Annotated in this window: 25 protein-coding genes; 20 read left to right on the top strand and 5 right to left on the bottom strand. The window is 67.5% G+C overall.

What is annotated here, in order from left to right; genetic code table 11:
• Nucleotides 1–62: 62 nt before the first annotated feature.
• On the bottom strand, nucleotides 63–701 hold the full coding sequence (locus AB8K43_RS13920; RefSeq protein ID WP_370894807.1) for a capsular polysaccharide synthesis protein: 639 nt from the start codon (nucleotides 699–701) through the stop codon (nucleotides 63–65).
• A gap of 40 nt (nucleotides 702–741) precedes the next feature.
• Here AB8K43_RS13920 and AB8K43_RS13915 point away from each other — a divergent pair, with 40 nt between their 5' ends.
• On the top strand, nucleotides 742–1,809 hold the full coding sequence (locus AB8K43_RS13915; RefSeq protein WP_370894806.1) for a glycosyltransferase: 1,068 nt from the start codon (nucleotides 742–744) through the stop codon (nucleotides 1,807–1,809).
• Between the two features lie 10 nt (nucleotides 1,810–1,819).
• Here the strand turns inward: AB8K43_RS13915 and AB8K43_RS13910 are convergent, their stop codons facing one another.
• Nucleotides 1,820–2,833: a glycosyltransferase family 2 protein gene (locus AB8K43_RS13910; protein WP_370894805.1), complete on the bottom strand. Its 1,014-nt coding sequence runs from the start codon at nucleotides 2,831–2,833 to the stop codon at nucleotides 1,820–1,822.
• 59 nt (nucleotides 2,834–2,892) lie between these two features.
• Between AB8K43_RS13910 and AB8K43_RS13905 the strand changes: the two genes are divergently transcribed.
• The 8 genes from AB8K43_RS13905 to AB8K43_RS13870 all read left to right on the top strand — a co-directional run bounded on the left by AB8K43_RS13905 (nucleotide 2,893) and on the right by AB8K43_RS13870 (nucleotide 11,642).
• Nucleotides 2,893–3,816 carry a glycosyltransferase family 2 protein gene (locus AB8K43_RS13905; protein ID WP_370894804.1) on the top strand — a complete coding sequence of 308 codons (924 nt, stop codon included), beginning with the start codon at nucleotides 2,893–2,895 and terminating at the stop codon, nucleotides 3,814–3,816.
• A gap of 67 nt (nucleotides 3,817–3,883) precedes the next feature.
• Nucleotides 3,884–4,444 carry a DapH/DapD/GlmU-related protein gene (locus AB8K43_RS13900; protein WP_370894803.1) on the top strand — a complete coding sequence of 187 codons (561 nt, stop codon included), beginning with the start codon at nucleotides 3,884–3,886 and terminating at the stop codon, nucleotides 4,442–4,444.
• Complete coding sequence (locus tag AB8K43_RS13895; RefSeq protein WP_370894802.1) at nucleotides 4,441–5,496, top strand: NAD-dependent epimerase/dehydratase family protein; 1,056 nt, start codon at nucleotides 4,441–4,443, stop codon at nucleotides 5,494–5,496. Before AB8K43_RS13900 ends, AB8K43_RS13895 begins: the two co-directional genes overlap by 4 nt.
• A gap of 206 nt (nucleotides 5,497–5,702) precedes the next feature.
• On the top strand, nucleotides 5,703–6,503 hold the full coding sequence (locus AB8K43_RS13890; RefSeq protein WP_370894801.1) for a glycosyltransferase: 801 nt from the start codon (nucleotides 5,703–5,705) through the stop codon (nucleotides 6,501–6,503).
• Nucleotides 6,494–7,528, top strand: coding sequence for an RNA-binding protein (locus AB8K43_RS13885; RefSeq protein ID WP_370894800.1), 1,035 nt, complete (start codon nucleotides 6,494–6,496; stop codon nucleotides 7,526–7,528). The genes AB8K43_RS13890 and AB8K43_RS13885 overlap by 10 nt, the downstream gene beginning before the upstream one ends.
• 18 nt (nucleotides 7,529–7,546) lie before the next feature.
• On the top strand, nucleotides 7,547–8,287 hold the full coding sequence (locus AB8K43_RS13880) for an acylneuraminate cytidylyltransferase family protein (protein WP_370894799.1): 741 nt from the start codon (nucleotides 7,547–7,549) through the stop codon (nucleotides 8,285–8,287).
• Complete coding sequence (locus AB8K43_RS13875; RefSeq protein ID WP_370894798.1) at nucleotides 8,284–10,560, top strand: N-acetylneuraminate synthase family protein; 2,277 nt, start codon at nucleotides 8,284–8,286, stop codon at nucleotides 10,558–10,560. Before AB8K43_RS13880 ends, AB8K43_RS13875 begins: the two co-directional genes overlap by 4 nt.
• Nucleotides 10,551–11,642 (top strand): glycosyltransferase family 4 protein, encoded by a 1,092-nt coding sequence (locus tag AB8K43_RS13870; protein WP_370894797.1) that lies wholly within the window; start codon nucleotides 10,551–10,553, stop codon nucleotides 11,640–11,642. The genes AB8K43_RS13875 and AB8K43_RS13870 overlap by 10 nt, the downstream gene beginning before the upstream one ends.
• 4 nt (nucleotides 11,643–11,646) lie before the next feature.
• Here the strand turns inward: AB8K43_RS13870 and AB8K43_RS13865 are convergent, their stop codons facing one another.
• Entirely contained in the window at nucleotides 11,647–13,119 is a 1,473-nt protein-coding gene (locus AB8K43_RS13865; protein ID WP_370894796.1) for a polysaccharide biosynthesis tyrosine autokinase, read from the bottom strand.
• 96 nt (nucleotides 13,120–13,215) lie between these two features.
• On the opposite strand from AB8K43_RS13865, the gene AB8K43_RS13860 reads away from it, so the two are divergent.
• The 9 genes from AB8K43_RS13860 to AB8K43_RS13820 all read left to right on the top strand — a co-directional run bounded on the left by AB8K43_RS13860 (nucleotide 13,216) and on the right by AB8K43_RS13820 (nucleotide 21,898).
• Nucleotides 13,216–13,767, top strand: coding sequence for a low molecular weight phosphatase family protein (locus AB8K43_RS13860; RefSeq protein ID WP_370894795.1), 552 nt, complete (start codon nucleotides 13,216–13,218; stop codon nucleotides 13,765–13,767).
• Nucleotides 13,758–14,969 carry an O-antigen ligase family protein gene (locus AB8K43_RS13855; protein WP_370894794.1) on the top strand — a complete coding sequence of 404 codons (1,212 nt, stop codon included), beginning with the start codon at nucleotides 13,758–13,760 and terminating at the stop codon, nucleotides 14,967–14,969. Before AB8K43_RS13860 ends, AB8K43_RS13855 begins: the two co-directional genes overlap by 10 nt.
• The gene (locus AB8K43_RS13850; RefSeq protein ID WP_370894793.1) at nucleotides 14,966–15,982 is read left to right on the top strand and encodes a glycosyltransferase family 4 protein; all 1,017 of its coding nucleotides are present in this window, start codon (nucleotides 14,966–14,968) and stop codon (nucleotides 15,980–15,982) included. Before AB8K43_RS13855 ends, AB8K43_RS13850 begins: the two co-directional genes overlap by 4 nt.
• Nucleotides 15,983–16,018: 36 nt before the next feature.
• Nucleotides 16,019–17,005, top strand: coding sequence for a GDP-mannose 4,6-dehydratase (locus AB8K43_RS13845; protein WP_370894792.1), 987 nt, complete (start codon nucleotides 16,019–16,021; stop codon nucleotides 17,003–17,005).
• A gap of 4 nt (nucleotides 17,006–17,009) precedes the next feature.
• Nucleotides 17,010–17,957: a GDP-mannose 4,6-dehydratase gene (locus AB8K43_RS13840; protein ID WP_370894791.1), complete on the top strand. Its 948-nt coding sequence runs from the start codon at nucleotides 17,010–17,012 to the stop codon at nucleotides 17,955–17,957.
• The gene (locus tag AB8K43_RS13835) at nucleotides 17,941–19,098 is read left to right on the top strand and encodes a glycosyltransferase (RefSeq protein ID WP_370894790.1); all 1,158 of its coding nucleotides are present in this window, start codon (nucleotides 17,941–17,943) and stop codon (nucleotides 19,096–19,098) included. Before AB8K43_RS13840 ends, AB8K43_RS13835 begins: the two co-directional genes overlap by 17 nt.
• Before the next feature lie 154 nt (nucleotides 19,099–19,252).
• Nucleotides 19,253–20,740 carry a sugar transferase gene (locus AB8K43_RS13830; protein WP_370894789.1) on the top strand — a complete coding sequence of 496 codons (1,488 nt, stop codon included), beginning with the start codon at nucleotides 19,253–19,255 and terminating at the stop codon, nucleotides 20,738–20,740.
• Nucleotides 20,727–21,620: a nucleotidyltransferase family protein gene (locus AB8K43_RS13825; RefSeq protein WP_370894788.1), complete on the top strand. Its 894-nt coding sequence runs from the start codon at nucleotides 20,727–20,729 to the stop codon at nucleotides 21,618–21,620. Before AB8K43_RS13830 ends, AB8K43_RS13825 begins: the two co-directional genes overlap by 14 nt.
• The gene (locus tag AB8K43_RS13820) at nucleotides 21,617–21,898 is read left to right on the top strand and encodes a PqqD family peptide modification chaperone (RefSeq protein WP_370894787.1); all 282 of its coding nucleotides are present in this window, start codon (nucleotides 21,617–21,619) and stop codon (nucleotides 21,896–21,898) included. Before AB8K43_RS13825 ends, AB8K43_RS13820 begins: the two co-directional genes overlap by 4 nt.
• 154 nt (nucleotides 21,899–22,052) lie before the next feature.
• Here the strand turns inward: AB8K43_RS13820 and AB8K43_RS13815 are convergent, their stop codons facing one another.
• Nucleotides 22,053–22,352 carry a hypothetical protein gene (locus tag AB8K43_RS13815; protein WP_370894786.1) on the bottom strand — a complete coding sequence of 100 codons (300 nt, stop codon included), beginning with the start codon at nucleotides 22,350–22,352 and terminating at the stop codon, nucleotides 22,053–22,055.
• Between the two features lie 70 nt (nucleotides 22,353–22,422).
• Here AB8K43_RS13815 and AB8K43_RS13810 point away from each other — a divergent pair, with 70 nt between their 5' ends.
• A complete protein-coding gene (locus AB8K43_RS13810; RefSeq protein ID WP_370894785.1) occupies nucleotides 22,423–23,445 on the top strand; it encodes a DUF222 domain-containing protein in 1,023 nt (340 codons plus the stop codon).
• A gap of 163 nt (nucleotides 23,446–23,608) precedes the next feature.
• Here the strand turns inward: AB8K43_RS13810 and galK are convergent, their stop codons facing one another.
• Nucleotides 23,609–24,772, bottom strand: a complete 1,164-nt coding sequence (gene galK, locus AB8K43_RS13805; protein WP_370894784.1) for a galactokinase — start codon at nucleotides 24,770–24,772, stop codon at nucleotides 23,609–23,611.
• A gap of 29 nt (nucleotides 24,773–24,801) precedes the next feature.
• Here galK and trpS point away from each other — a divergent pair, with 29 nt between their 5' ends.
• A complete protein-coding gene (gene trpS / locus AB8K43_RS13800) occupies nucleotides 24,802–25,839 on the top strand; it encodes a tryptophan--tRNA ligase (RefSeq protein ID WP_370894810.1) in 1,038 nt (345 codons plus the stop codon).
• The last annotated feature ends 3 nt before the right edge of the window (nucleotides 25,840–25,842 follow it).

Genomic DNA, 25,842 nt, shown 5'->3' with positions numbered 1-25,842 from the left:
AGAACCTCCGGGTTGGAGTGGGCCTTCGACAAGCCACATCCCATTCGGAGGTTCTCGTTCGTTCAAGCAGGCGCGCTGCTACCAACCTGATGGCCGGGTACACCTAGCCGCGGATCACGTCCGCCGCAGGCGGAAGAACTCGGTACTTGGTAGCCGATGATCCAGAGGATCTTCTCGCGCGTGATGCGGTCGAAGGCTGCAGTCCAGGAGTGAGATGTCGACTTGATGTCGGAATACCCACCTCCGTGGTGGTGCATGAAGTAGGCCCGCAGGTAGTCAGAGCGATGAACGAGAGACAGGTGCTGATAGGCGGGGTGGATTGGGTGCTCGTCCACGACATATTCCGACAGGTTATCAGGAGTGACGTGAATGATTGGAATATCCGGGTTGCGCGACTGAAGCGAGGTGAGTCCAGCAATGCGATTGGGGCTCATTTCGTTATCGCCGGTCCATAAGGTAAAAATCTGGCGAGGCACACTTCGGTCGCCGCTCACGCCCGGTGGTGGGTCGCGGTCGAGGAAGTACATCCGCGGGAAATCGCCCCAGGCATCCTTGTGCTGCTCCGGGTCGAATTGGTATGGAACGATCGTGTTGTAGGCCGCGAAGGAGAGGTCCCTAGCCTGGATATAGCCGCGGTAGGCTCTCTTCCTTGCGAGGAATCCAGCATGTTTGACCCGGCGAGCGCGATCAGCCCATGGCATGGTGCGATCCTAATGGGCGGCGGAGGTAGGCTGCCCGACCATGACTCGAACCGTGCTGCTCACCGAGCACGACACACGCGAGTGGGGTCGCCGCTTCGCTAGCGGTGATGTGCCGGCGGAGTTGCCATACGGGGTTGACGCGATGCGCGCAGTCGGCTTTGACCTGCTTGGCGTCGATGCGCATCCGCGGCGGGTCGGGACCAAGATCCGTGATGTCCTCGAGCATCGCAGCGGACTCGCGGTCCATCGTCCCCTCAGGGCCGCTCCGACGATCGCGAAATCGGACCTCGTCTTGGCTCTGCTCGAGAAGCAGGGATTGCTCGCCGGTCGCCTCAAGGGGCTACAGATCCCTCCCTATAGCCGGACCCCGCTCGTGATCTGGTCCTGCTGGCTCGCCGACGACATCCGCTCAGCGGATGTCCGCACGCGCCGGGCGATCGCCCGCCAGCTGAAGGGGGTGGACCTCATCACCCACCTGTCGCCGCACGAGAGCGAGATCTTTGCCGAGATCGGGATTGGGCCGGAGCGCCTATACCCCGTCACCTATGGCATCTCGCACCGGTACTACGTCAGTGATGACCGAGAGCGCGATATCGATCTGCTCGCGGTAGGGCAGGACCGGGGCCGGGACTACGCAACGCTCTTTGCGGCGGTCGATGGCACGGATCTGCGGCTGGATGTGATCACCAAGCCGGAGAACCTTGCGGGACTGCGCATCCCGGCCAATGTCACGGTCCACGGCGTGGTACCCCTTCCGACCTACCGCGACTATCTGCGCCGCGCCAAGGTGGTCGCCGTCCCGACGAGGGATTTCGCCTACCCGACGGGGTCGAGCGTCGCATTGGAGGCGGCGTCGACGGGGTGCGCGGTTGCGGTGACGGGGACCAGGGCGATGCGCGACTACTTCGTGGATGGGGTCAACGCGGTCCTTGTCGATGAGGGTGACGTCGAAGGTTGGCGTAGCGCCCTGCACGCTCTGGGCGACCTGCGGTACCGGGACCGGATCGCCGAAGGGGGCGTGGCCAACGTGCACGGCCGCTTCAACGCGACCGTCATGTGGACCGAGTTGGCCGCCGAACTGCGTCGCCGCGGGATCGTGCCGACCTAGCGCCGCCAGGTCATCGATGGGTGGGCTGCAGCCCGGCCTCCCGCGCCCGCTCCCACGAGGCAACTGCGGAGTCGCGTCGCCCGGCGCGCCCGCTAGCTTGGACGGCGAGAGCCACCACGCGTCGCGCGATACGAAGCGGGCCTCGGGCGAGGACGCAGTCGGCGACCTCCCCCAGACGAGTCGCGGAGCGAGGAGAGCGGACGAGCATCGCCACCATTGCGACGAGGGCCGCCCAGACCCGTTCGCGTGGGGCGCGGCGAGCGCTTGCGTCACGATGAGCGGAGGCTGCCGCTGCCGGGTGGCATCGCCAAAACTCGCGTCGAGCGACCCCGGAGACATAGGCGCGGCGCACCCGCTGGGCCGCTGTCGTGAGCGGGCCGCGGTGGACGACTTCCAGGGCGGGGTCGACGATGATCTCGACCCCTCCGCGCCAGAGCCGGTACCCGAGGTCGAGGTCCTCGGAGTACGTCAGGTCGGAGTCGAACCCTCCGACCCGCTCGTACGAGTCACGCCGGGTCGAGTTGCAGGCGGCCCACGCCGACCACCGCTGGTCGGGCGCAAGGGCGTAGGTTTGACGCAACCCCTCGTCAGTTGCCCACCGGCCATAGCCGCGCGCATACGCGCTGTCCTCGAAGCGGTCTCGGGTCGCGCTGACGATCCCGCGGTCGGTCCCTTCCTCGTGCCAGGCCAGGTGCCCCGAGATGAAGGTCGGCGGCGGCGTGATGTCGTCATCACAGCGGATCAAGATGGGCGAGTTCGCGCGGGCGTAGCCCCGAGCCAAAGCCGCGCCGACCCCTTCGTTGGCCTCGTTGACGAGGGTGGTCAAGGTCAGCCGATCACGATAGGACGCGAGGACGTCTAGGACCACGGAGTCGGCCCCGTCCACAACGACGATGACCTCGAAGTCGCCCTCATCCTGTCCGACGAGGGCGTCCAAGAGATCCGGCAATCGGCCCGCTCCGTGGTGGGTGGGGACGATCACCGACGCGCGCGGTCCCGCGGGAGGCGACTGGTCAGCGGACATGGCCACATCGTGCCCGATCATGGGCGATGCGGTGGCCCACCGACACGTATCCTGATCCGGTGCGGCGCGCCACGACAGACCCCAGCGGAGATCAGGTCACGGTCAGCGTCGTAATCCCGCACTACGGTCGGCCCGAGCCGACCCTCGCCCTCGCGACGTCGATCGCGGAGGGGGCAGATGGGCACCTGCACGAGGTGATCGTGGCCGACGACAGCTCGCCGATACCCTTCCCGCGGGGCTCGGAGGGCATTCGTGTCGTTCGGCGGGAGGTCAACGGCGGCTTTGGCGCGGCGGTGAACTCCGGCGCTGCCGTCGCGACCGGCTCGCACCTGCTGATTCTGAACAGCGATCTCACCCTGCCGCCTGGCTTTGTTGACGCCATGGTCGAGCGGTCTAGCGGTTGGGGTGAGGCCGTCACGGGCCCGGCGATCCTGGCCCCGTCCGGGGCGCCGGACTACACCGGCCGCCGCTTCCCACGGATCTCCCACCAGGTCATCGAGTGGCTGACGCCGCTGGCGCGCTGGCGTGGACGTCGATGGTGGCACCGCGGTGTTGGCCACGATGTGCAGGCCACCCCGGGGCACACTGTCCCCGTCGATTGGCTGGTCGGCGCGGCGTTGCTGATCCCGATCGAGCGATTCCGTGAGGTCGGAGGTTTCGACGAGCGTTTCTTCATGAACTGTGAGGAGATTGACCTGCAGCGTCGGTTAGGCCAGGCCGGTGTCCCGTCGGTGTATTTAGGCCACGTGAGCGTGACGCACGAGGGCGGGGGTTCATCTGACCCGCTCCTCCGCCGCCGATGGCTCGTCGGAGCGCGGCTCACCTACGCCCGGAAATGGGGCGGGCATCGTCGGCTCATTGCCGCGCTGATGGCTGCGACCGGGGCGAACTTCGTGTGGAATCTCGTTCGTCGTGCAATGGGGCGCGAGACTGCACCGGTGGCGACGGCGCGGGAGGAAGTTTCGCTTATCACCTCCACCTGACGGCCCTCCGGCTCTCTTCACTAGCCGGTATTCGAGGTTCAGCAGGCTGGAACTCTAGGCTGGACGTATGCTCCGACGGATTACGCGAGAAGTTGTCGAGGCACCGCCATCGGTGCGTTGGCACCTTGGGCGCCTCCGGACCCGCTTCGTCTACCGCCGGGCCTTCGGTCATCTTGGCGAACGCAGCGTCATCGTCCGCCCGCTGCTCCTTCGGGGGGTGGATCGGATTGACATTGGTCGTGACGTCGCCATCTTCGCTGGCGCGTGGCTTCAGGTCGAAGGGGGACGGGGCCCCCTTCACATCGGTGACAGCACCTACATCGGGCACGGAGCCCATATCCATGCGGACGCTCCCCTCACAATCGGCGCACGTTGCGTCCTCGCTGATGGGGTGTTCATCGCGACGACCGACCACCAAAGATCCGACCGGGCACACAGTTCGGCAACCGGCCCGGTAGAGATCGGGGACGATGTCTTCCTAGGCCAGCGGGCGATCGTGCTCGGCGGGGTCCGGATCGGTTCGGGTGCGACGATCGGGGCCGGGTCGGTCGTGACAAAGGACGTACCTGCTGGCTCGGTCGTGGCGGGAGTACCCGCACGCTCTCTCGGAACGGAAGGACAGGGATGAGGATTCTCATCACCGGAGGGGCAGGGTTCATCGGTCAGCACCTTGCGCGACGGCTCTCATCCGCTCACGAACTCGTGGCCTTGGACTCCCTGAGCGAGCAGGTCCACCTCGACCCCGACTCGGCGAGATCCACCTTTCCGGGTGAAGTGATCGTCGGCGATGTCGCAGATCCGGGGGTCTGGGGTGAGGTCCCTCGCCCCGATGCCGTGATCCATCTCGCTGCCGAGACGGGTACCGGGCAGTCAATGTACGAGCAAGACAGGTACGTCCGAGTCAACGTCGACGGGACCCGCCTTGCCGGCGAAGCCAGCGTGCGGTGGGGAGCACCCCTGGTAGCCGTCAGCTCACGCGCGGTCTATGGCGAAGGGCGTCACCGCACCGCTCACGGGACGATTGGGTACGGAGAGCGCCCAGAGGGCTCGACTCCCTTGGACTCCTTAGAAACTGACCCGCACCACCCGGTGTCGGTCTACGGTCAGACCAAGTCCGATGGTGAGGCGCAACTCGTCGACGTGGCGGCGCCCCATGTGCCGGTCTCAATCGTCCGCCCCCAGAACGTCATCGGTCCCGGCCAGGCCTTGCACAACCCGTATACCGGGGTTCTCGCCGCCTTCCTCGCCCGACTACGCGAAGGCCGCGCTCTGCAGATCTACGGCGACGGTAGCCAGACCCGTGACTTCATCCACGTCGCGGATCTGGCCGCGCTGCTGGGCTGGCTGGTGGAGCACCCCGCCGACGTGGGGACACCCAGGGTCCTCAACAGCGGGACGGGAGTGCGCACCAGCCTCAATGAGTTGGCCCGCCACGCCATCGCGGGATCGCCCTTGTCTGACGCCCCGATCGAGCATGTCGAGGTGACCCGGGCGGGCGACATCATCGACGCGTGCGCAGACCTCTCCTATGGCGCCTCGCTGGGTGCGCCAGCGCCGCAATGGACCAGCGGGGATGCCGTGGCGAACTTCATCGCCTGGTCCTGGGACAAGCCAGGGGCCGCCTCTCAGGCCTGGGATCAGGCCCTGAACGAGCTGGACTCTCGGGGCCTCACCTCGTGACCGGACGGCGAGTATTGCTGGTCAGCCCGGTCTTCCACGGGTATTGGCGAGCGATCAACGGGGCACTGGCCGCCCGGGGTCATGAGGTGACTTCATGGCGCTACGACGAGCGCCCCGGAACCTTGGCGAAAGCGCGACACAAGATCATCCATGAGGCGAGGGACCGCCGCGGCGGGGAAGAGGGGTCGCGCCGAGCTTCCGCCGAGATGACCGAGACTGCGGTCGCCGTCCTGAAGGCTGCCCGGCCGGACGTCGTGGTGATCGTGCGCGGCGACGGTCTCGGTGACGACTTCTGGCAGGCCGTTGCGGACCTCGGGGCCGCCTCGATCGTGTGGCTTTACGACGAGATGCGACGGACGACCTGGACCCCGGAGCGATTAGCGACCATCGGGCCGATCGCGACGTACAGCCCCCTCGACGCTAGGGACCTCGCGGCGGCGGGCGTGGACGCGGATTACTTGCCGCTAGCGTATGACTCAAGGGCCACCTGGACCGCGCGAGAATCAGATGAGGTCAGTTTCGTCGGTGCCCGCTATCCCAATCGCGAGGTTCTTCTCCGCGGCCTCGTCGACAAGGGGGTACCGGTCCGGGCCTACGGGAGGGACTGGTCCGGTCATCTGGTCGACCGACTACGGACGTGGCGCCTCGGGTCGCCGACGATTCCGGCCGGCCGAGACCTCGACCGCGAGCACGCCTATGGGGTGATGGCTGGCTCGCCAGCGACGCTGAACATCCACGGTGACCAAGACGGCTTCACTATGCGAACCTTCGAGGCGGCCGGAGTCGGCGGAGTCCAGCTGGTCGATCGGCCTGACGTCGTGAGCCTCTACGAGCCAGGCCGTGAAGTGCTGACTTTCGAGACGGCCGACGAGGCCGCTGATCTGATCGCACGAATCCGCGCTGACCGGCCCTACGCCGAATCGATCCGCCGGGCCGCCCAGGCACGGACGGCAGCCGAGCACACATTCGATCATCGCGTGGCCGCGCTGGAGCGCCGATGGGCGTGAAGTACCCGAGCGACCTCGAGGCCTGGCAACGATGGCAGGCGGGCCGGGATCCGGTCCGGCAGCTCAAAGGGACCGCTCGCCGCCTCCTCCGACGCGGCGACGAAGAGCCAGCGCTTCTCGCCTCTTCGGGTTCGCAGCCCAAGGTTCTCGTCGTGGTCGAGAGTCGTTCGCCCACCACAGTCGATGCGCTCCTGCGGCCGATCGCCTGGCTGGCACCTGAATCGGTGGCCGTCCTGGCGCCGGTCTCCGTCATTGATCTCCTGCCGCCGGCTGCCTGGCAAGAGGAGTCGTGCTCAGACCTCACCGCGGCGCGATCTGTGGGTCAGGTGCAGGTAGTCCTCTCCGCTGGCCACTATCTGCCCCTCGGCGCACGCGCTGAACGGTGGGCTCGGGCTCATGGAGCGCGCCGGCTCGTCGTTCAGCACGGACTACTTACTCCCTATGCCCCGCCGCTTCCCGGAGAGGCGACGCTCCTCGCGTGGAGTGCCGCGGATGCCGAGTATTGGGCAAGCGGGCGAGACGACCTCGACTCTCACACCGTCGGGTCGCAATTGCTGTGGCGAGCCGCGGGGGAGCCCCAAGCGCCGACGATCGGTGACCGCGCTCTCTACCTCGGGCAGCTACACGGTGCAGAGTTGCCGCGTCGAGGGTTAGCCAGGGCGGCGCAGTCGTTCTGCCGAATGACCGGAGCCAGATACCGGCCTCACCCTTCGGAGCGCGACCGGGTCAGTCGGCTTTATCACACGCGGTGGGAGCGCTCTGGCATCACGATCGACCGAAGCGGGGAACCGCTTGCGCGGGTCAATGACCCTGTGGTGAGCGCTTTCTCCACGGGCGTGATTGAGGCCGCGGCGCGGGGCGTCCCGTCCTGGGTCTACTACCCGGACCCGCCGAGGTGGCTGGAGGAGTTCTGGAACCGGTACGGGATGAGTCGCTGGGGGGGAGAGCCGACCGCCGCTCCCGACCTGCCGGACCAGGAACCGGCCCAGGCCATTGCTGCCGCGATTACCGGCCTACTGGCGTAACAGGCGACAATGGGGGGCGTGTCCACCCTGTGTCTTATCCCCGCTCGTGGCGGGTCGAAAGGGATCCCCCGCAAGAACCTTCTCCCGGTCGCGGGCCGTCCCCTGATCGCCTGGACGATCGAGCAAGCGCTCTCTGCCGATGCGGCGCTTCGGGTGGTCGTCTCCACAGACGACGCAGAGATCGCCGAGGTGGCCCGTGCCGCCGGCGCCGAGGTCCCCTTCCTTCGGCCAGCGGAGTTGGCGCAGGACACGACCGCGACCGAGCCCGTCATCGAGCACGCGATTGCCCAGTTCGCTGCGCTGGGAGAGCGCCCGGACGTGGTGGTCCTGCTGCAAGCGACGTCGCCGATCCGCGAAGAGGGCACGATCGACCGGGCTCTCGAGCAACTGGATCGCGGCGGCCTCGACTCCCTCGTCGGGGTCGTGCGACAGGCCCCCTTCCTCTGGTGGGCGGGCGACGAGCCGCGAGCCGACTACCCGGTGCACGCGCGGCCGCGACGCCAGGACCTCACCGACGACCAGTTCCGCTACCGGGAGACCGGTTCCCTCTATGTGACGCGGACCGAGATCTATGAGCAGCACCACAACCGCCTGGGAGGGCGGATCGGTTTGTTCGAGATGAGTGAGATCGAAGGGGTCGACATCGATACCGATATCGACCTCACCTTGACCGAGGGCTTCCTCCTCGAAACGCAACGGCGCGCCTTCGCCCGCGCCGAGCAGGACGTGACGGCGGAGCAGGAAGGCACCCCCTCGTGAACATCGACCGCAACCTCACCCCCTTCGTCGTGTACTCCGGCGACTCGGTGCTGGCCGCGCTCCACAAGATCACCGCGAACCACGCGCGGATCGTCTTTTGCCTGGACGAGCACGGCTTGCTCCAGGGCGCCCTCTCTGATGGGGACTTCCGCCGGTGGGTCTCGGAGCAGGCCGACGTCGACCTCACCGTCTCGGTCGGGTCCATCGCGAACCGCGAGGTGACGAGCGCCGCGTTCGGCGCGTCCCCTGAGGAGATCGCGCCGCTTTTCCGGCGCGGGATCGACCGCATCCCCTTGGTTGATGAGCGCGGGCATCTCGTCGCGATCGCCACCGATCGCAGCGCAGAGTTGCGCATTGGGGGCCGCGTTATCGGCGCCGATGAGCCCGCCTATCTGATCGCCGAGATCGGGATCAACCACAACGGGTCGATCGATCTCGCGAAGCAGCTCGTCGACTTGGCTGCGGAGGCCGGGGCCGACTGCGTGAAGTTCCAGATGCGCGACATGGAGGCTCTCTACCGGCAAGGCGGTGGCGGCGCGAGTGCCGGTGAAGACCTCGGACCGCAATACACGCTCGATCTGCTGTCCAAGATGTCCCTGACGAATGACGAACTCTTCGAGGTCTTTGACCACGCCGGACAGCACGACCTGGCCGTCATGTGCACAGCGTGGGACACGCCGAGCGTCCGGGCGCTGGTCGACTACGGCGTCCCCGCGCTCAAGATCGCGTCGGCGGACCTCACCAACCACGCGCTTCTTCGCGAGGCCGGGAGCCACGGGGTCCCGCTCATTGCCTCGACGGGGATGGCCACCGAGGGTGAGATCCGCGAGAGCGCCGAGGTGATCCGCCGCACCGGCGCCCCCTTCGCGCTGCTGCACTGCCAGTCGACCTACCCGGCGCCCTTTAAGGACGTGAACCTGCAGTACATGGCCCGCCTCGCCGAGATCGGGCAGTGCCCGGTCGGGTACTCGGGCCACGAGCGCGGCTATCACGTGCCCCTGGCTGCGATCGCGCTCGGGGCGAGCGTCATCGAGAAGCACTTCACGATCGACCGCGGCATGGAGGGCAACGACCATAAAGTCTCGCTGCTGCCGCACGAGTTCGCGGCGATGGTCCGCCAGACCCGTGAGCTCGAAGAGTCGCTCGGCACCGATGAGCCGCGTGAGGTCTCGACCGGCGAGATGATGAACCGGGTCAATCTCGCTAAGTCCTTGGTCGCGACCCGCCGGATCGAAACCGGTGAGGTGCTAACCGACGCCGACATCGAGATCAAGTCGCCCGGTCGCGGTCTGCAGCCAAACAAACTGGGCGAACTCGTCGGGCGGACCATGCGCCGGCCGATCGATGCCGGCGACTTCTTCTACGCCACCGACCTCTCCGATGCCGTGGCCCGCGGCCGCCAGTACGAGTTCCGGCGGCCCTGGGGCCTTCCGGTGCGCTACCACGACTACCCGAGCCTGATCGAAGACGCGACGCCGGACTTCTTGGAGTTCCACTTCTCCTACAAGGACCTCGAGATCGATCCGGCGACGGTCCTCGCCGGTCTCGATGAGCCCCTGCCGATGCACTACGCGTGCCACAGTCCCGACCTCTTCTCGGGCGACTTCCTACTGAACCTCGCCTCGGACGATGACGCCCACTGGGAGCGCTCGATCGCCGAACTCCAGCGGGTCGTCGACATCACCCGGTCGATGGGGCAGTGGTTCACGACCCCGACGGGCCGGGACGGCGCACCTCTCGACCCGGTCGTGATCTGCAGCCTCGGAGGGTTCACCAGCGATGCCTTCGCACCGGCCGATGAGCTCGACGACATGTACGCACGAGTCGCCGCCGGGCTCGACCGGGTGGATCTGGCAGGCGTGCGGATGTGCGCGCAGACGCTCCCCCCGTACCCCTGGTACATGGGCGGGCAGCTCTACTGCAACCTTTTCGTTGGCGCCGATGACACTGCCGCCTGGGCGCAGCGCTACAACCGTCGCCTGTGTCTGGACCTCTCCCACTCGAAGTTGGCCGCGAATCACCGGGGGATGCCCTTCTCCCAGGCCGTGGAGCTTCTCGCGCCGCACACCGACCACCTCCACATCGTCGACGCGACCGGTGTGGACGGCGAGGGCGTCCAGGTCGGCGATGGCGAGATCGATTGGGCGATCGCGGCGGAGCAACTGGATCGCCTCGCCCCGGGAGTCGGCTTCATCCCCGAGATCTGGCAGGGCCACGTCAATAACGGCGAGGGCTTTTGGACCGCTCTCGACCGACTCGAAGCATGGTTCTAGCCGAGGGGGGACACGCGACCCCCTTCGCTCTCTGGGTCGTCCCGGTCTCGAATCTCGGGGGAGTGGCCCGCCATGTCCTCGACGTCGCCTCGGCGGGGATCCCCGGGTACCGCCTCGTGGTGCTCTGCCCTCCAGGTCCGCTCGCTGAGCGGCTGCGCGCCGTCGGATGCCCGGTCCTCACCGACGACTTCGGTCACGACGCAGGGGTCCGCGCCTCCATCGCGACCGTGCGTCACCACCTGCGAACCCTGCGCCCCGCCGTCGTGCACTCTCACCTGTCGTGGGCCGACGTGGTCGTGGCCGCGGCGGTCCCGCTGCGCGACCGTCCTCTGGTCGTGACGACCGAGCACGGGATCGCGGCTGATGACCTCGTGTATCACGGCACCCGGGCACGCTCTCGGGCGAAGGCCGCGATGCATCACCTTCGCTTGCGGCGAGCTGACGCGGCGATCGCCGTGTCGGAGTCGACCGCTCGGGTGATGCGGGCGAAGTGGCATCCCTCAACGCCCATCACGGTCATCCGCAACGGGATCGACCGGCCTCTAGAGCCTGCGCGCCGCGAGTCCGGCCTGCACATCGTCTCGATTGCACGGCTGGCCCCAGAGAAGAGGATCGACGCGCTCCTCGACGCCTTCGCCGTGATCGCCGCGCAGCGCCCTGAGGCGCGGCTGACGATCGCAGGGGAGGGGCCTCTTCGCTCGGAGATCGAGGCGCGGGTCGATGATCTCGGTCTCGGCGACCTGGTCAGTCTGCCCGGCCACGTCGACGCTCCGGAGCTGATGCGCACGGCCCACGTGCTTGCTCAGTTGTCGGTGTGGGAAAACGCCTCGTACTCCCTGCTCGACGCGCTGGTTGCGGGACTCGGCGTCGTCGCGACCCCCGTGGGGGGCAATCCCGAGATCGTGCCAGCATCGTGCCTCGTCGATGCCGACGACTCCAGCGCGGTCGCCTCGGCGCTCATCGAGCAGGGGCTAGAACCGGCGGCTCGCCCGATGCTCGACCCGACGTGGCCGTCGGTCGCTGAGATGAGCGCATCGATTGCGGCTCTCTACGACGAAGGGCGCCGCTCCCGGGGGGCCTAAGAGGTCAGACCGAGGCCTTCTTGCCGCGCTTGCCCTTGCCGCGCTTCCCGCGGCTGCCCTTGCTACGGCCGGCGTCGGAATCATCGTCCTTGCCCGAGGAGTAGTAGCCCGAACCATAACCCGTTTGGTAGCCCCCGTAGCCGTACCCGTAGCCGTAGACGACCGTGCCCATGCCCTTGCGGCTGGCGCGGTTCAAGACGGTACCGAGCAGACGACCACCCACCTGCTCGATGATCTTGCGGCAGAGGGCAGCCTGCTCCTTGTGGGTCTTGCCGACGTGCAGGACGAGGACGGCGCCGTCGGTCTGCGTGGTGAGCAGGCCGGCATCGGTCACCGGGAGCAACGGAGGGGCGTCGAAGAGGACGAAGTGGTCGCGGCCCATCTCCTCCACGAGTTGGCCCATCCGGCGCGAGCCAAGCAACTCGCTGGGGTTGGGCGGCACGCGTCCGGCCGTGAGGACCTTCAGCCCAGGCTGGTCGGTGTCCTGCCACGCCTCGCTGTACGTAAGGTCGCCGGCGAGCACCTGGGTCAGACCCACCGAGTCGTCGAGATCGAGCAGATTCGCCACATTGGGGCGGCGAAGGTCGGCGTCCACGAGCAAGGTGGGTTGGCCAGCTGCCGCCAGCATCCGCGCCAGGTTGGTGGAGACGGTCGACTTCCCCTCGCCCTGGGTGGCGCTCGTGATCACCACGCTACGCGGCGGATTGTCGACATCGACGAAGCGCAAGTTGGTGCGCAGGTGGCGCATCGCTTCGGCCGCCGGGCCCATCCGGTCGAGTGCCCGAGTCTTCTTGCGCAGTTCGGCGGTTTCGGGGATGACTCCGAGCGTGCCGACTCCGGTGATGGCCTCGACATCCGAGGCAATCCGGACTCGGCTGTCCAACTGCCGACGGAGCAGGCTCAGGGCGTAGCCCCCGAGCAGGCCACCGAGAGCGCCGACGAGGAGGTTCATCTTCAGATTAGGCGACGTGGGAGAGGTCGGGAGGATCGCCGACTCCTGCGGCACCAGTTCGACGCTCGTCTTGGCCTCCAGGTCGCCGCCCGTATCGAGGCGCTTGCCTTCCAGGGCGACGGCCTTCACCGCGGCATCGGCTCGTGCCTGGGCCTGCTCCGGAGTGCCCGCCGATGCCGAGATCGTCAAGATCGGCGCGGCCGCGTTGGGGGAGGCAGCGAGTGACCCGGCGAGGGACCCGGGGTCCTCATCGGTCCCGAGCTCCTCGGCCATCGCGCGCCCGACCGCGCGGGTATTGACCAACGCGGCATAGGACTGCATCCGGTTCAGCGCCAGGCTCGATCCCGCCATGATGTCGCCCACGGAGCCAGAGTCGCCGGCCCGCACGATGCCGGTCGAGGACGCGGTGTAGATCACCGGACGAGTGAGAGTCCAGGCGTATGCGAGGGCTATGCCGAGCAGCGTCATCAGGACGATGACCTTGAGGTTGGTCCGGGTGAGGCGGACGAAGTCCAGTACAGTCACGTGGTCCTCATGGCGGTGTGATGGTGCGTCGTAAGCGCAGTCCGGGGGCTCAATAATGGTACCGGGCATGTCAGGGGCCCAGTTACCATCGCGGGTGTGACGTCCAGCCGCGAACCGATGACCGTGCTCTTTGTCTGCACGGCCAATATTTGCCGGTCGGCATACGCTCACCGGCGGGCGGAATACCTGCTCGCGGGGCGCGCGCAGGTGGTGAGCGCTGGCACCCACGCTCGCGACGGCATGCCGATGGACCCAGCGATGGCGAGCGAGCTGGCCACGCGAGGCGGCGACCCGGAGGGCTTCACCTCCGAACCATTGACGGCATCCATCGCGCGGAGCGCCGACGTGATCCTGACGGCCGAGACATCGCACCGGCAGTGGATTCTCGAAGATTGGCCTCAGCTCCTTCCGCGAACCTTCACCCTCGGGCAGTTCTCCCGGGAGGTAGAGCGCGTCGGTGAAGGGGTGGGGCGAGACCTGGTGCACGGCGTGCACTCCCTTCGTGCCCGTGCCTCCCGTCAAGACGATATCTCCGACCCCTACCGGCGTGGGCCGGCTGCTGCCGCGACCTGTGCCCAGCAAATCGATGACCACCTCGCGCGGGTCCTGCCCCGGCTGATCGGCGATGGAGGGGCATCGTGGCGATAGCCAAAGATCATGCGTGGTCCGAGTCTGGGTTGTTGCGCTCGCGCGTCGAGGAGTCGGCTGCGCGGCGCCGCGCCGAGGAGTTGCGCTGGCCCGAGCTGCTCCTTTTCGCCCTCTTCCCCCTAGAGACGATCCCTCTTCCAGGATTCGATCTGCCGCTCAACGAGTCCGCCGCGGTCCTCGTCGTGCTGATTGCCCTGACACGGCGTCCCGATCGTGACCTGAAGATCCCGGCATGGTTCCTGGGCCTCGTCAGTTTGCTGGTGCTCACCCTGCTCTACTCGAGTTACATCAACGGCTTGGCGCCCGTGCGACGTCTCGGACACGTAGGGATTGTGGTGCTCCTCAGCGTGATCATCGCCTCCGGCCGAGTCCACGCGAGATCCGCCGGATTCGGGCTATTGGGTGGTCTGGGGATCGCCGGCGGGTGGGGTCTGTTGACCTTCGGGCAGAGTGCGTATGTGGGCCGATTGACCGGGCTCTTCGGTGATCCGAACGTCGCCGGGATGTTGCTCGTCGTCTATGGAGCGGTGAGCCTGGCATTTATCCGTACGTGGGCGATCCGGATCCCCGTGATCTTGGTCTTGTCGTTCTTGGTGATGCAGACCTACTCTCGCACCTCATGGTTGTCCGCAGCGATCCTGGTTTTGTGGCTCGTCGTCGGAAGGCGACTGTCACCAACATTCGGGGCCATTCTGCTCGGCGGCCTGATCTGGGCAACCGAGTCGGTCCCGCAGGAGTGGAAGCAGACAGGCCAGTTCGCTCAGCGCGCGGGCAGTGACGAACTCCGGGCCCGGATCGAGGCCCAGGAAATGGTGGACGTGGCTCAGGCCCCCGTATTTGGCAACGGTGCTGGCTCGGCGATGGTCGACATCAACGGTGACCTGTTCTTCTACCACTCGAGTTATTTGGCCATTCGAGCCGAAGGCGGGTACGTCGCCATGGTTGTGTTGATCACACTCGTGGTGGGTGTCTTCTTAGCGGCGCACCGGCTCCCCTTCGACAAGCGAGCGCCGTGGCTCGAGGGTGGCGTGATCGCCGCGATGGTGTGTGCGATGAATATCGGCGAGGCACTCCTCGCCTTCCCGCTATGGATCGCTTTGGGTCTGACCATGAGACACGTGCTCACGGTCAAGGCCAGCGCGTCGCCGCCCTCGGAGGAGAGCAGTTCGATCACAGCCATCGGGTCACCCGGTCGTCCATGATCTCGGTCGCTACCAACAACGCCGAGATCGGCGGGGGAGAGGTGATGCTGCTCCAGGTGGCCGAGGCCGTCGCGGCGAGCGGCCGCAGGACGCAGATCGTTGCTCCGACGGGTAGCGAGGTAGCGCAGGAGGCAGCGAGACGGCAGATCCCGGTCGTCGACCTTCAGGCCGAGACTCGTCGCGAGTGGATGGCGGCCCTGCGCCGCTGGGACCGGGGGGAGCGGGAGGGGACCCTCTGGTGCAACGGTCTCGTCCCGGCGGTCGCGACGGCTGGTCATCCGGACCGGGTGATCCACCTTCACCGGTTCCCCAGCAGCCGGGGGCAGCGTGTGGCCGTGAAGATCGCGCGGGCTCGCTCCCGCGCAGTGGTGGTGCCGTCATCCTTTTTGGCACGAGCCCTCGGCGCCGAGGCGCTTCCTAACTGGTCTCCGCAGGTCGTGCTGGCCCAAGGATCGCGTGACCATGAGGACCTGAGGATCGGGTTCCTCGGCAGATTGACCTCTGAGAAGGGGGTCTGCGACCTCGCGGGTGCAGTCGGCCGACTCCGCGCTACTGGGGCGGCCGTCGAACTGGTGGTGGCCGGTACCGAAAGGTTCTCCGACGCCTCGTCTACCGAGCCGATCGACAGCGCGCTTCGAGAACTCGGTCCGGCGTGTCGGCGGTTGGGGTGGAGCGAACCCGCAGCGCTCCTTGGGCTTGTTGATGTGCTGGCGTGTCCATCCGTCGCCGACGAGGCATTCGGCCTCGTGGTGACCGAAGCGATGTCGGCCTCGGTCCCGGTGGTCGTCTCCGATGCGGGAGCCCTGCCGGAGGTCGTCGGGCCGGACCACCCCTGGGTAGCGCGAAGGGGTGATCCGCGTGATCTCGCGCGGGTTTTGAGCGAGGTCGCTGCCGCATCGTCAGACGAGCGCGCAGCCATCGGCGAGGCCGGGCGTCAGCGGTGGGAGGAGCATTACTCCCCGGCGGCCGGGCAACTTCGGCTAGCGGACTTCCTTGAGCGAAACCATCTCTAGACTGTCCGGACACCACCTAGAGGAAGTTCCCCAGCAATGCCAAGCGCGCTTATTACCGGAATCACCGGCCAAGACGGCCTCTATCTCGCCGAACTGCTGATTTCGAAGGGGTACGACGTCCACGCCATCATTCGCGGGCAAAACAACCCCAAGCGGGAACTCGTCGAACGCGTCGTCCCCGGTGTGACCTTGCACACGGGCGATCTGACCGATCTGTCGAGTCTCATGCGAGCGATCAACGCGGCCCAGCCGGACGAGTTTTATAACCTCGGGGCCGTCTCGTTCGTCGCCTATTCCTGGGAAAACGCGTTTGTCACCAGTGATGTCACCGGAATGGGGGTCCTGAACGCTCTCGAAGCGGTCCGCCTGTATTGCGGTGATGATCCGACGAAGACCCGTTTCTATCAGGCGTCCAGCTCGGAGATGTTTGGCAAAGTCCAGCAGGTCCCGCAGGACGAGTCCACCCTGCTCTGGCCGCGCTCGCCGTACGGCGTAGCGAAGGTCTACGGGCACTACATGACGATCAACTACCGCGAGTCCTACGGGATGCACGCGAGCTCAGGGATCCTCTTCAACCACGAATCGCCGCGCCGCGGGCCCGAGTTCGTGACCCGCAAGGTGACCACCGCGGTCGCGCGGATCGCTCTCGGCCTACAAGAGACCATTGCGATGGGCAATCTCGACGCGAAGCGCGATTGGGGCTACGCCGGAGACTACGTCGAGGCGATGTGGCGGATGCTCCAGCAGGACGAGGCCGACGACTATGTCATCGCCACCGGCGAGACGCACTCGATCCGGGACCTCCTCGACGTGGCCTTTCGCCATGTCGGGATCGATGACTGGTCGCAGCGCGTCGTGCAGGACCCGCGTTTTATGCGGCCCGCCGAGGTCGACCTGCTAATCGGCGATGCGTCCAAGGCCCGCGAGCGCCTCGGGTGGGCGCCGACCGTGGACTTCGCAGAGCTCGTGCAGATGATGGTCGACTCCGACCTTGCCGAGCAGCGCGCCCTGGCCGGGAAGTAGAGCGGTGTCTCGCCGCGCGCTGATTACCGGCGTCACCGGCCAAGACGGCAGTTATCTCGCCGATCGCCTTCTCGCCGACGGGTGGGAGGTCCACGGCATCGTCCGCCCCGGGGACGACACCACCCGATCCGCCGAGATCACTACCCACGAGATCGACCTCACCGACACCGACGCTATGACCTCGGTGGTGCGTGACCTCACCCCCGCCCACCTCTACAACCTCGCGGCGATCTCGTCGGTCGCGCAGTCCTGGGACGACCCCGTCGAGGTCGCGAGGGTCAATGGTCTCGGGGCGCTCGCCCTCATGGAGGCCGCGTGGCAGGCGCAGGAGGAAGGGGGAGAGCCGATCGCCTTCGTCCAGGCCTCCAGCGCCGAGATCTTCGGCGAACCCAGCTCGGCTCCCCAGGATGAGCAGACCCCCCTTCGACCCCTAAACCCCTATGGCGCGGCCAAGGCCCTCGCTCACCTTGGCGCAGAGGTGTATCGCCAGCGGGGCCTTGCCGTCTCGAGCCTGATCCTCTACAACCACGAGTCCCCCCGACGTCCGGAGCGGTTCGTCACCCGCAAGATCACCATGGCGGCCGCAGCGATCGCTCGGGGAGACCAGGACGAGCTGCGACTGGGCAATCTGGACGCTCGGCGCGACTGGGGTTGGGCCCCGGACTATGTTGACGCCATGGTCCGCGCCGCCGACCATCCCGAGGCGGCGGACTATGTGATCGCGACGGGTGAGTCCCGATCAGTTCGCGACTTTGTCGAAGCCGCCTTCACCGCGGCCGGCATCGACGCGTGGGAACCCCACGTGACGATCGACCCGGCCTTCTATCGACCCGCCGATGCCACCGAACTCGTCGGCCGCGCCACAAGGGCACGAGAGGTCCTAGGGTGGGAACCGAGCGTGAGCTTCCAGGAAATGGTCAAGGAGATGGTGCGCCATGACCTCGAGTCTTGAGGACCGCATCCCGGCGCCGAGCGAGCCCGCGACGGCCCCGCGCGTCGCGATCGTCCACGACTACCTCACCCAGCGTGGGGGCGCCGAACGCGTCGTCTTGTCGATGTCGCGTGCCTTCCCGGACGCACCGATCTACACGACGCTCTACAACCCCGAGACGACCTACCCGGAGTTTCGCCAGCGGCAGATCATCACCTCACCGCTCAACCGAATCGGCCCCCTTCGCCGCGACCACCGGCGGGCGCTCCCCCTTCTCGCCTGGGCGGCGGGTCGGCTCAAGCCCGATGCCGATGTCGTGCTGACCTCGAGCAGTGGTTGGGCGCACGGCGCTCGCACCGACGCCCCGACGATCGTCTACTGTCACGCCCCCGCGCGATGGGTCTATCAGAGCGAGGTCTACCTCGGAGGCCCGATGCACCAGACCCCGATCGGATGGGCCCTCGCCCTCTTGAGGCCCGGGCTGCGGCTCTGGGATCGGCGGGCGGCCCGATCGGCGGATGTGTACCTCGCGAACTCCCACGTGGTGCAAGCCCGCATCGGACGTGCCTACTCCCGTGACGCCGAGGTGCTCGCCCCGCCGCACACCGTGGCGACCGATGGTTCCCTCGAGCCGATCCCCGAGGTCGCGGCCTGGGAGGAAGGGGGCTACCTGCTGGTCGTCTCCCGCCTGATGCCGTATAAGAACGCCGACCAGGTCATTGCGGCGCTGCGGGGGCGTCCCGACCGGCTGTTAGTGATTGGCGATGGGCCGCTATGGGAGTCGCTTCGAGCGAGCGCCCCCGACAACGTCCGACTGGTGCGCGATCTGACCGATGCGCAGATGCGCTGGGCGTATATGCACGCGCGCCTGCTCGTCGCGCCCAGCCACGAGGACTTTGGCCTGACGCCGCTAGAGGCCGCCGCCTTCGGGATTCCGACGCTTGCCCTGCGCGCCGGGGGATATCTCGATACCATCGATCAGACGGTCAACGGCGCCTTCTTCGCGCGACCGAAGGCTGCGGATATCGCCAGGGCGCTCGATCGCGTCGCCGACCGTGTCTGGGACCGCGAGGCCATCCGGGGCCATGCGGAGAATTTCAGCGAGGCACGTTTCCATGAGCGGCTGTATCAAATCGTCGCCCAGCACGCTCATCGCCGCTGACGCGAGAGCGATCTCAGTCACGTCTGCTTCACATTTGATGCAAATGGCAGCAGTGGGTTATGAACCTGGAGTAACCTTGCTCCCTGGTTGTGCTGCGGAGAGTTACTGCGGCCCGATAATTATTTTCCCGCGATAAAACAGAGGAGGGAGCGGCGTGGCGTTGATCGATCATTGGCCATCGGTCGAGCAGCTTCGTCAGCGACGGCGCCTTATTTTTGGCCGCTCCCGGACCCTTCTTACGACCCGCCTCGCCCTCATCGTTACCGACGCGGTGATGATCGGGCTGGCCGCGCTCCTCGCGGCACTCCTTCGCAGCCGGCTGGCGTTCTTCGACGGCCTCGATGTGGCGTACGGACTCGAGAGCACCGTCCGTCTCATCGGCCCGCAGATCATGGCGCTCTGGCTCGCCGCCCTCTTCTTCAGCGGCGCCCAATCTCCGCGGCACACCGGAGTCGGCACGGTTGAGTACCAGCGCGTCCTGGTCGCGACGGGGTCGGCGGCCGGCCTGCTCGGGGTCGGGTGCTTCCTCACCCAGTTCCCCCTTTCCCGCGGGTTCTTCCTCCTCCTCTTCGCGATCGGCACGCCCGCGCTCCTGCTCGGGCGATACATCCTGCGTCGAGTAATTCACCTGGCTCACACCCGCGGATGGATCCGCACCCGGGTATTGATCGTCGGGTCGCCCACGCACATCGACGGAGTCGCCCGGATCCTCGGTCGCGAGACCTGGCTGGGTCACGAAGTGGTCGGGTCGCTAGTCCCCGAGGGCTACCGCCTCGAGGAGACCCACCGTGGGGTGCCGGTCTATGGGCAGGTCGCGGAACTCGTCCGCGTCGTCGAAGGCGGCGGCGTCGATACCGTGATCTTTGCCGAGGGCGCCTTCACCGATGCCCGCGACTTCCGCCGACTCGCCTGGGATCTCGAAGAGCACCGGGTCCAGATGGTCGTCGTCCCGGCCCTAAGCGATGTCTCCCGCCAACGAATCAACGTGCGGCCGGTCGCCGGCCTGCCGCTCGTCTACGTCGAACGTCCCCAGCGCGAGATGGCGAACCGCTTCTTGAAGCGCACCTTCGACGTCGTCGGAGCCTCGCTCATCCTGCTGTTGGCCTCGCCGGTCCTGATCGTCACGGCGCTGGCGATCAAGATCGCTGATCGCGGTCCGATCGTCTTCCGCCAGACCCGCACCGGCCGCGACGGCGAGCCCTTCCAGTGCCTGAAGTTCCGCAGCATGGTGACCAACGCCGAGGAGCTCCTCGACGACCTGCGGGAGCGCAGCGACGGCAACGATGTCCTCTTCAAGATGGAACGGGACCCGCGCATCACCAAGCCAGGCGTCTTTATCCGACGTTTCTCGATCGACGAGATGCCGCAGCTGTTCAATGTCTTGCGCGGTGAGATGAGCCTCGTCGGGCCGCGACCGCCGCTGCCCGACGAAGTCGCTCAGTATGACGACGACACCCACCGCCGTCTTCGAGTGCGACCCGGGATGACCGGACTGTGGCAGGTGTCCGGGCGCTCCGAGCTGTCGTGGGAGGACACCGTCCGGTTGGACCTCTACTACGTCGACAACTGGACCTTCACCCAGGACCTCGCGATCTTGGCGCGGACCGTCCGGGCCGTCTTGGGGGGCCGTGGCGCCTACTGACGAAGGGGGGTCGCCGATCGCGCCGGGCTCCCGTGTCGACATCCCCCTCTCGGTGCGAGTCCTCTTCTCGCACGCTGCCATCCAGCAGGTGGCCGAGCAGAAGGGGGTGGACATCCTCCACATCAAAGGCCCGGCGATCGACCCTCGCCTGCAACCGACCCCGCGAGGCAGCACCGACGCCGATGTCATCGTCCGCCCGCAGCATGTCGATCGCTTCATCCGAGCGCTCAAGGCCGCGGGCTGGGCCCATCGCGCCTCGTTCGCCTCGGGCTCGGTCTTCGAACATGCCGCGACGCTCTGGCACGACCACTGGGGGTATGTCGACGTCCATCGCCGATTCCCTGGCATCTCGATCCGCTCCTCGGCCGCCTTCGACCGGCTCTGGCGCGAGCGCGGTGAAGTGGTCCTCGCCGAGCAGCGGTGTGCAGTCCCATCGGTCACCGCGCAGGCGCTGTTGCTCATCTTGCACACGGCGCGCAGCGCAGCCCAGCCCGACCAGGCCCCTGACCTGCGGCTCACCTGGTTCGACGCCAGCGAGGACTTCCGCGCGTCCGTCATGAGGCTGCGAGACGAGTTCGGGGCGCAACTCGCCTTCGCTGCCGCGCTCGGACACTTGGAGGACTACCGAGACCACCCGGAGTACGCGCTATGGCAGCACATGCGCGCTGGTGGCTCCCGGACAGCTCAGTTGCGCGCTCGGTTGCAGGCTGCCCCGAGCTCGTTGGCCGCGGCCCGGATCATGGTGCGCTCGGCCCTGATCAATCGAGATCACCTCGCGATGCGCCTCGGCCGGCGACCGACTCAGCGGGAGGTCCTCGCCGAGCAGGTAGCCCGCGCGCGGCAACTCTTCCGCGACACCCGACGACGGAGGCGATCGTGACGAGCGTGGCCCGCTACCGGCGCGCGGATCGGGTCGCGTCCGCGGAGGAGAAGGGGGTGCTCTATCTCGCCCCCCTTCCCGATGGGCCGGCCCTCATGGTGCCTGGGTCGGGCGCTTCGGTCTGGGACGCCGCGAATGAACTCGGGGAAGCATCCGCGGCCGAGATCGCCCGCCATCTCGCGGGACCCGCCGATCAGGACCCCGACGTCATCGCCGCGGATATCGCCCCCTTCCTCGACGCCCTCGTCACCGCACGCGTCCTGATCCGGACCGACTGAGCCGTCCGAATCGATGGATCCGTCGCCATGGGTGACGGTGATATCCCACGAATCCCTGGTGGCCGCGGCCCACGTTGGGCGGTGCAGGAGCGTTGTCGGTGGCCACTCGTACATTAGTTCTATGAGTACGATGGCCGTGGATCAGTGGACCGGGTCACTCCCGGACGTCCTGATCCGCGCCTGCTCTGCTCTCGGTTCCGACGCGGCTGCGCGCCTGTGGCAACTCGGCAGCGGTGACCTCGAGGCGCTGTTGGCTCACCTGGGGGCGTTGCGGCACCACCTCGATGTCCTCGAAGTTGCGGCCGTCCGCGAGGCCCTCGAGCGGGGCCTGCCGAGCGAAGGCGGGTACAGTCCGCGGGATTGGCTGGCGAGGGTTGAGGGTGCGGAGGCTCCACATCCCGCCTCGGCTCATGTCGGGCAAGTGGTCCGGGTCGCGCAGATTGCCGGGCGTCACGGCCTGCTGCCCGTCGACGAGGCCGTCCCGAGCGAATCAAATCGATCCCGCAGCTGGCGAAGCAGAGGTAGTGATCGAGGAGCCGCCGCCGGCGGACACCGGGGATGTGTTGGCAGCGTTTGGCGCCGGGGAGTTGCCGCTGTGCAAGGCCGACCAGATCACCAGGTTCACCGAGCAGGTGGCGAGGGTGGCCGACCCCGGTCTGCTGGCCGTGACGCTTGGCGCGATCCTCCGCAGCGCCAAGGACGATGTGCTTGTCGGCTCGGGGGAGGTGCCCCCAGATCGCGTACGCGGCCTGAGCGAGAAGCAACTGCGGACCGCGATAGATCTCGCCGCGCGCCTCCTGCGCCCCGAGCGGGATATCGAAGACGATGACAACCGGGCCCGCGCCGGGCGAGCGCTGTACAAAATCGCCGGTCCAATCGGCCTCACGGCCTACAAGTTGGTCCTCGATCCGGAGGGCGCCGCGATCATTGACGCGGTCATTGCTGCTCTGGGGAAGCCCTGCCCGGACGACGACGGCCCGGACCCCCGCTCCGCGCCCCAACGCCACGCCGATGCTCTCCTCCAAGTCGTTCAGCGCGGGGTGTCCGCACCGGGGGAGGCGCCAACCACCGATAAGGCCCAGGTCGTGGTGACGGTGCCGCTTGCGGCCCTAGCGACCGCGCTCGAGTCCGAAGCCGGGCTTCCTTGGGCGTCCCCTTCACCGTCAGTGCGACCGACGCACTGCGCGGGGGTGACCGGGACCGGTCAGGTCCTCGCTCCGTCCGTCGTGAGGCGGATGGCCTGCGATGCCGCGATCCTTCCGATGGTGCTCGGCCGAAGCGGCGAGGCGCTCGATCTCGGTCGTCGCAGCCGCCTCTTCACCGCCGGCCAGCGAATAGCCGTCTGGGAGCGAGATCAGCACTGCACCTACCCGGGGTGCACGATGCCCGTCAGTTGGTGCGACCTGCACCATGTCACCTGGTGGTCGCGCGGCGGCCGCACCGATCTCACCAACGCGGCAGCGCTCTGCCGCCGACATCACACGCGCGTGCACCAACTGGATCTGACGGCGACCATCACCGCTACCGGCGTCACGTGGCATGTGTAGCGGTCCCGCCCCGCAGCCCGCCCCTCGCGGCAGGGCCGCTTCGGCGCGTCCCGGGGGAGGTGCGGATCCCGCGACCCGTGGGACCGATCGCGAGCACGCTCGCGGGGGCGACGGGATCCCTCGACCAGGCGAAGGGGCGAAGGGGCGAAGTGGCGTCGACGCGCTACGCGTCGCGAGCAGCCGGCCCGCTCGCGGTGACCGGGAAGGAGACCGGCGCGCGCATCCTCGCATCGGCGAAGGCCCGCTCGATCTCGCTGGCCAGGTCGTCAGCGCGCTCGGCCGGGACCAGCGCGATGGTGGAACCGCCGAAGCCGCCCCCGGTCATCCGTGCGCCCAGGGCACCATGAGCAAGGGCCGTGTCGACGGCGAGGTCGAGCTCCGCGCTGGTGACCTCGAAGTCATCGCGCAGCGAGGCATGACTTAAGACGAAGGCCTTACCCACCCGGACCCAGTCGTCGAGCTCCAAGGCGGCGACCACCTCCTCGACTCGAGCGGTCTCGGTGACGACATGACGCACGCGGCGCCGATGCTCATCGTCGGGCAGCCGGGACAGCGCGCCATCGAGGTCGGGCAACGAGATCTCTCGCAGCGTCGGGACTCCCAGGATCACGGCTGCCTCCTCGCACACCCGGCGGCGCGCTGCGTACTGCCCGTCGACGAGGGAGTGCGGTGCGCGCGTATCCGTGACGAGCAGGGTGAGGCCCTGCTCGGTGAGGTCGAAGGGCACCGGTGTCGCCGACCCATCGCGGCAGTCGAGCAGCAGTGCGTGCCCGGCCCGACACCGTAACGAGGCCGCCTGGTCCAGCCCCCCGGTCGAGGCTCCCGCGATTTCGTTCTCGGCTCGCACACACGCGGCAGCGAGAGTGGTCCGCCCGGCGTCATCGTCGAGCAGCCCAAGACCGTAGAGGTCGGCGAGGGCCGCCCCGACGGCGCACTCCAGCGCCGCCGAGCTCGACAGTCCCGCACCGAGAGGGACCTGCGAGGTGATGGCGAGGTCCATCCCGCCGACGTCGTACCCCGCCTGGCGCAGCGCCCACGGGACCCCCGCCACGTACGAGGTCCAGCCGGTCGGTGTGCCCGGACCGACATCGTCAAGCGCGAGTTTGACCACCCGGCGAAAGCCAGCAGAGGTGACGCGCAGCATCCCGTCGTCGCGTCGTCCGGCCGCGACGACGGTGCGTTGAGGAAGGGCGATCGGCAGCGCCAGACCACCGTTGTAATCGGTGTGCTCGCCGATCAGGTTCACCCGTCCAGGCGCCGACCAAACCCCTTCGGGCGACCTGCCGGTCATCTGCAGGTAGCGCTCCGTCGCGCCGGTGGTGTCCATGCTCCGACCCTATGCGGGCAGGTGTCATGATGGGGCACATGTCAGATGCACCCACCACGGCGCAGCCCCGGATTCTCTCTGGGATGCAGCCGACCAGCGACTCCCTTCACCTCGGCAACTACCTCGGGGCGCTGGTCAACTGGGTGGGTTTGCAAGACGGTTTCGATGCCTATTACTTCGTGGCGGATCTGCATGCGCTCACCGTGCCGACCGATCCGGAGGTGATCCGTCGGCGCACCCGCGTCACCGCCGCGCAATACGTCGCCGCCGGGGTCGACCCGCAGCGCTCGGCGGTCTTCTGCCAGAGCCACGTCGCGGAGCATCCCGAGCTCATGTGGGTTCTCGCCTGCCAGACGGCCATGGGTGAGATGAACCGGATGACGCAGTTCAAGGACAAGACCGCCAAGGGGCACAACGCCAACGTTGGCCTCTTCACCTACCCCGTATTGATGGCCGCCGACATCCTGCTCTACGACGCCGCGAAGGTGCCGGTGGGCGAGGATCAGCGCCAGCACCTCGAGATCACCCGCGACCTCGCGATGCGCGTCAACCAGCGCTTCGGCGCGGACACCCTCGTCGTGCCCGAGCCGCACATCGTCAAGGCGTCGGCGAAGATCCAGGACCTCCAAGAGCCGGAGGCGAAGATGTCGGGCTCGACGTCGTCGGACAAGGGCATGATCCTGCTCTCCGACGACCCGAAGCGGATCGCCAAGAAGATCCGCTCGGCCGTGACCGATGCCGACGGCGAGATCCGCTATGACCCGGAGACGAAGGCGGGGGTCTCGAACCTGCTCGTCATCCACTCGGTCCTCTCCGGCACTTCGATCCCCCAGCTCGAGGCCCGCTTCTCCGGGCAGGGGTACGGGGCGCTGAAGGGGGAGGTCGCCGACGTCGTCGTCGAGGCCGTCGCCCCCTTCCAAGAGCGGTTGGCTGCGTTGCTTGACGACCCCGCCGAACTGGACCGCATCCTCGCCGGAGGGGCCGAGCGCGCCGCGGAGGTCGCCTCGATCACAATGACTCGCGTGCGCGAGCGCGTCGGTCTGCTTGCTGGGGCTGTCCGCGGGTAGGTC

Origin of the sequence: Janibacter sp. GXQ6167 (genome assembly GCF_041365945.1) — a bacterium.
Classification (GTDB): Bacteria; Actinomycetota; Actinomycetes; order Actinomycetales; family Dermatophilaceae; genus JBGFSK01.
This window is presented reverse-complemented; position numbering and strand designations above follow the sequence as displayed.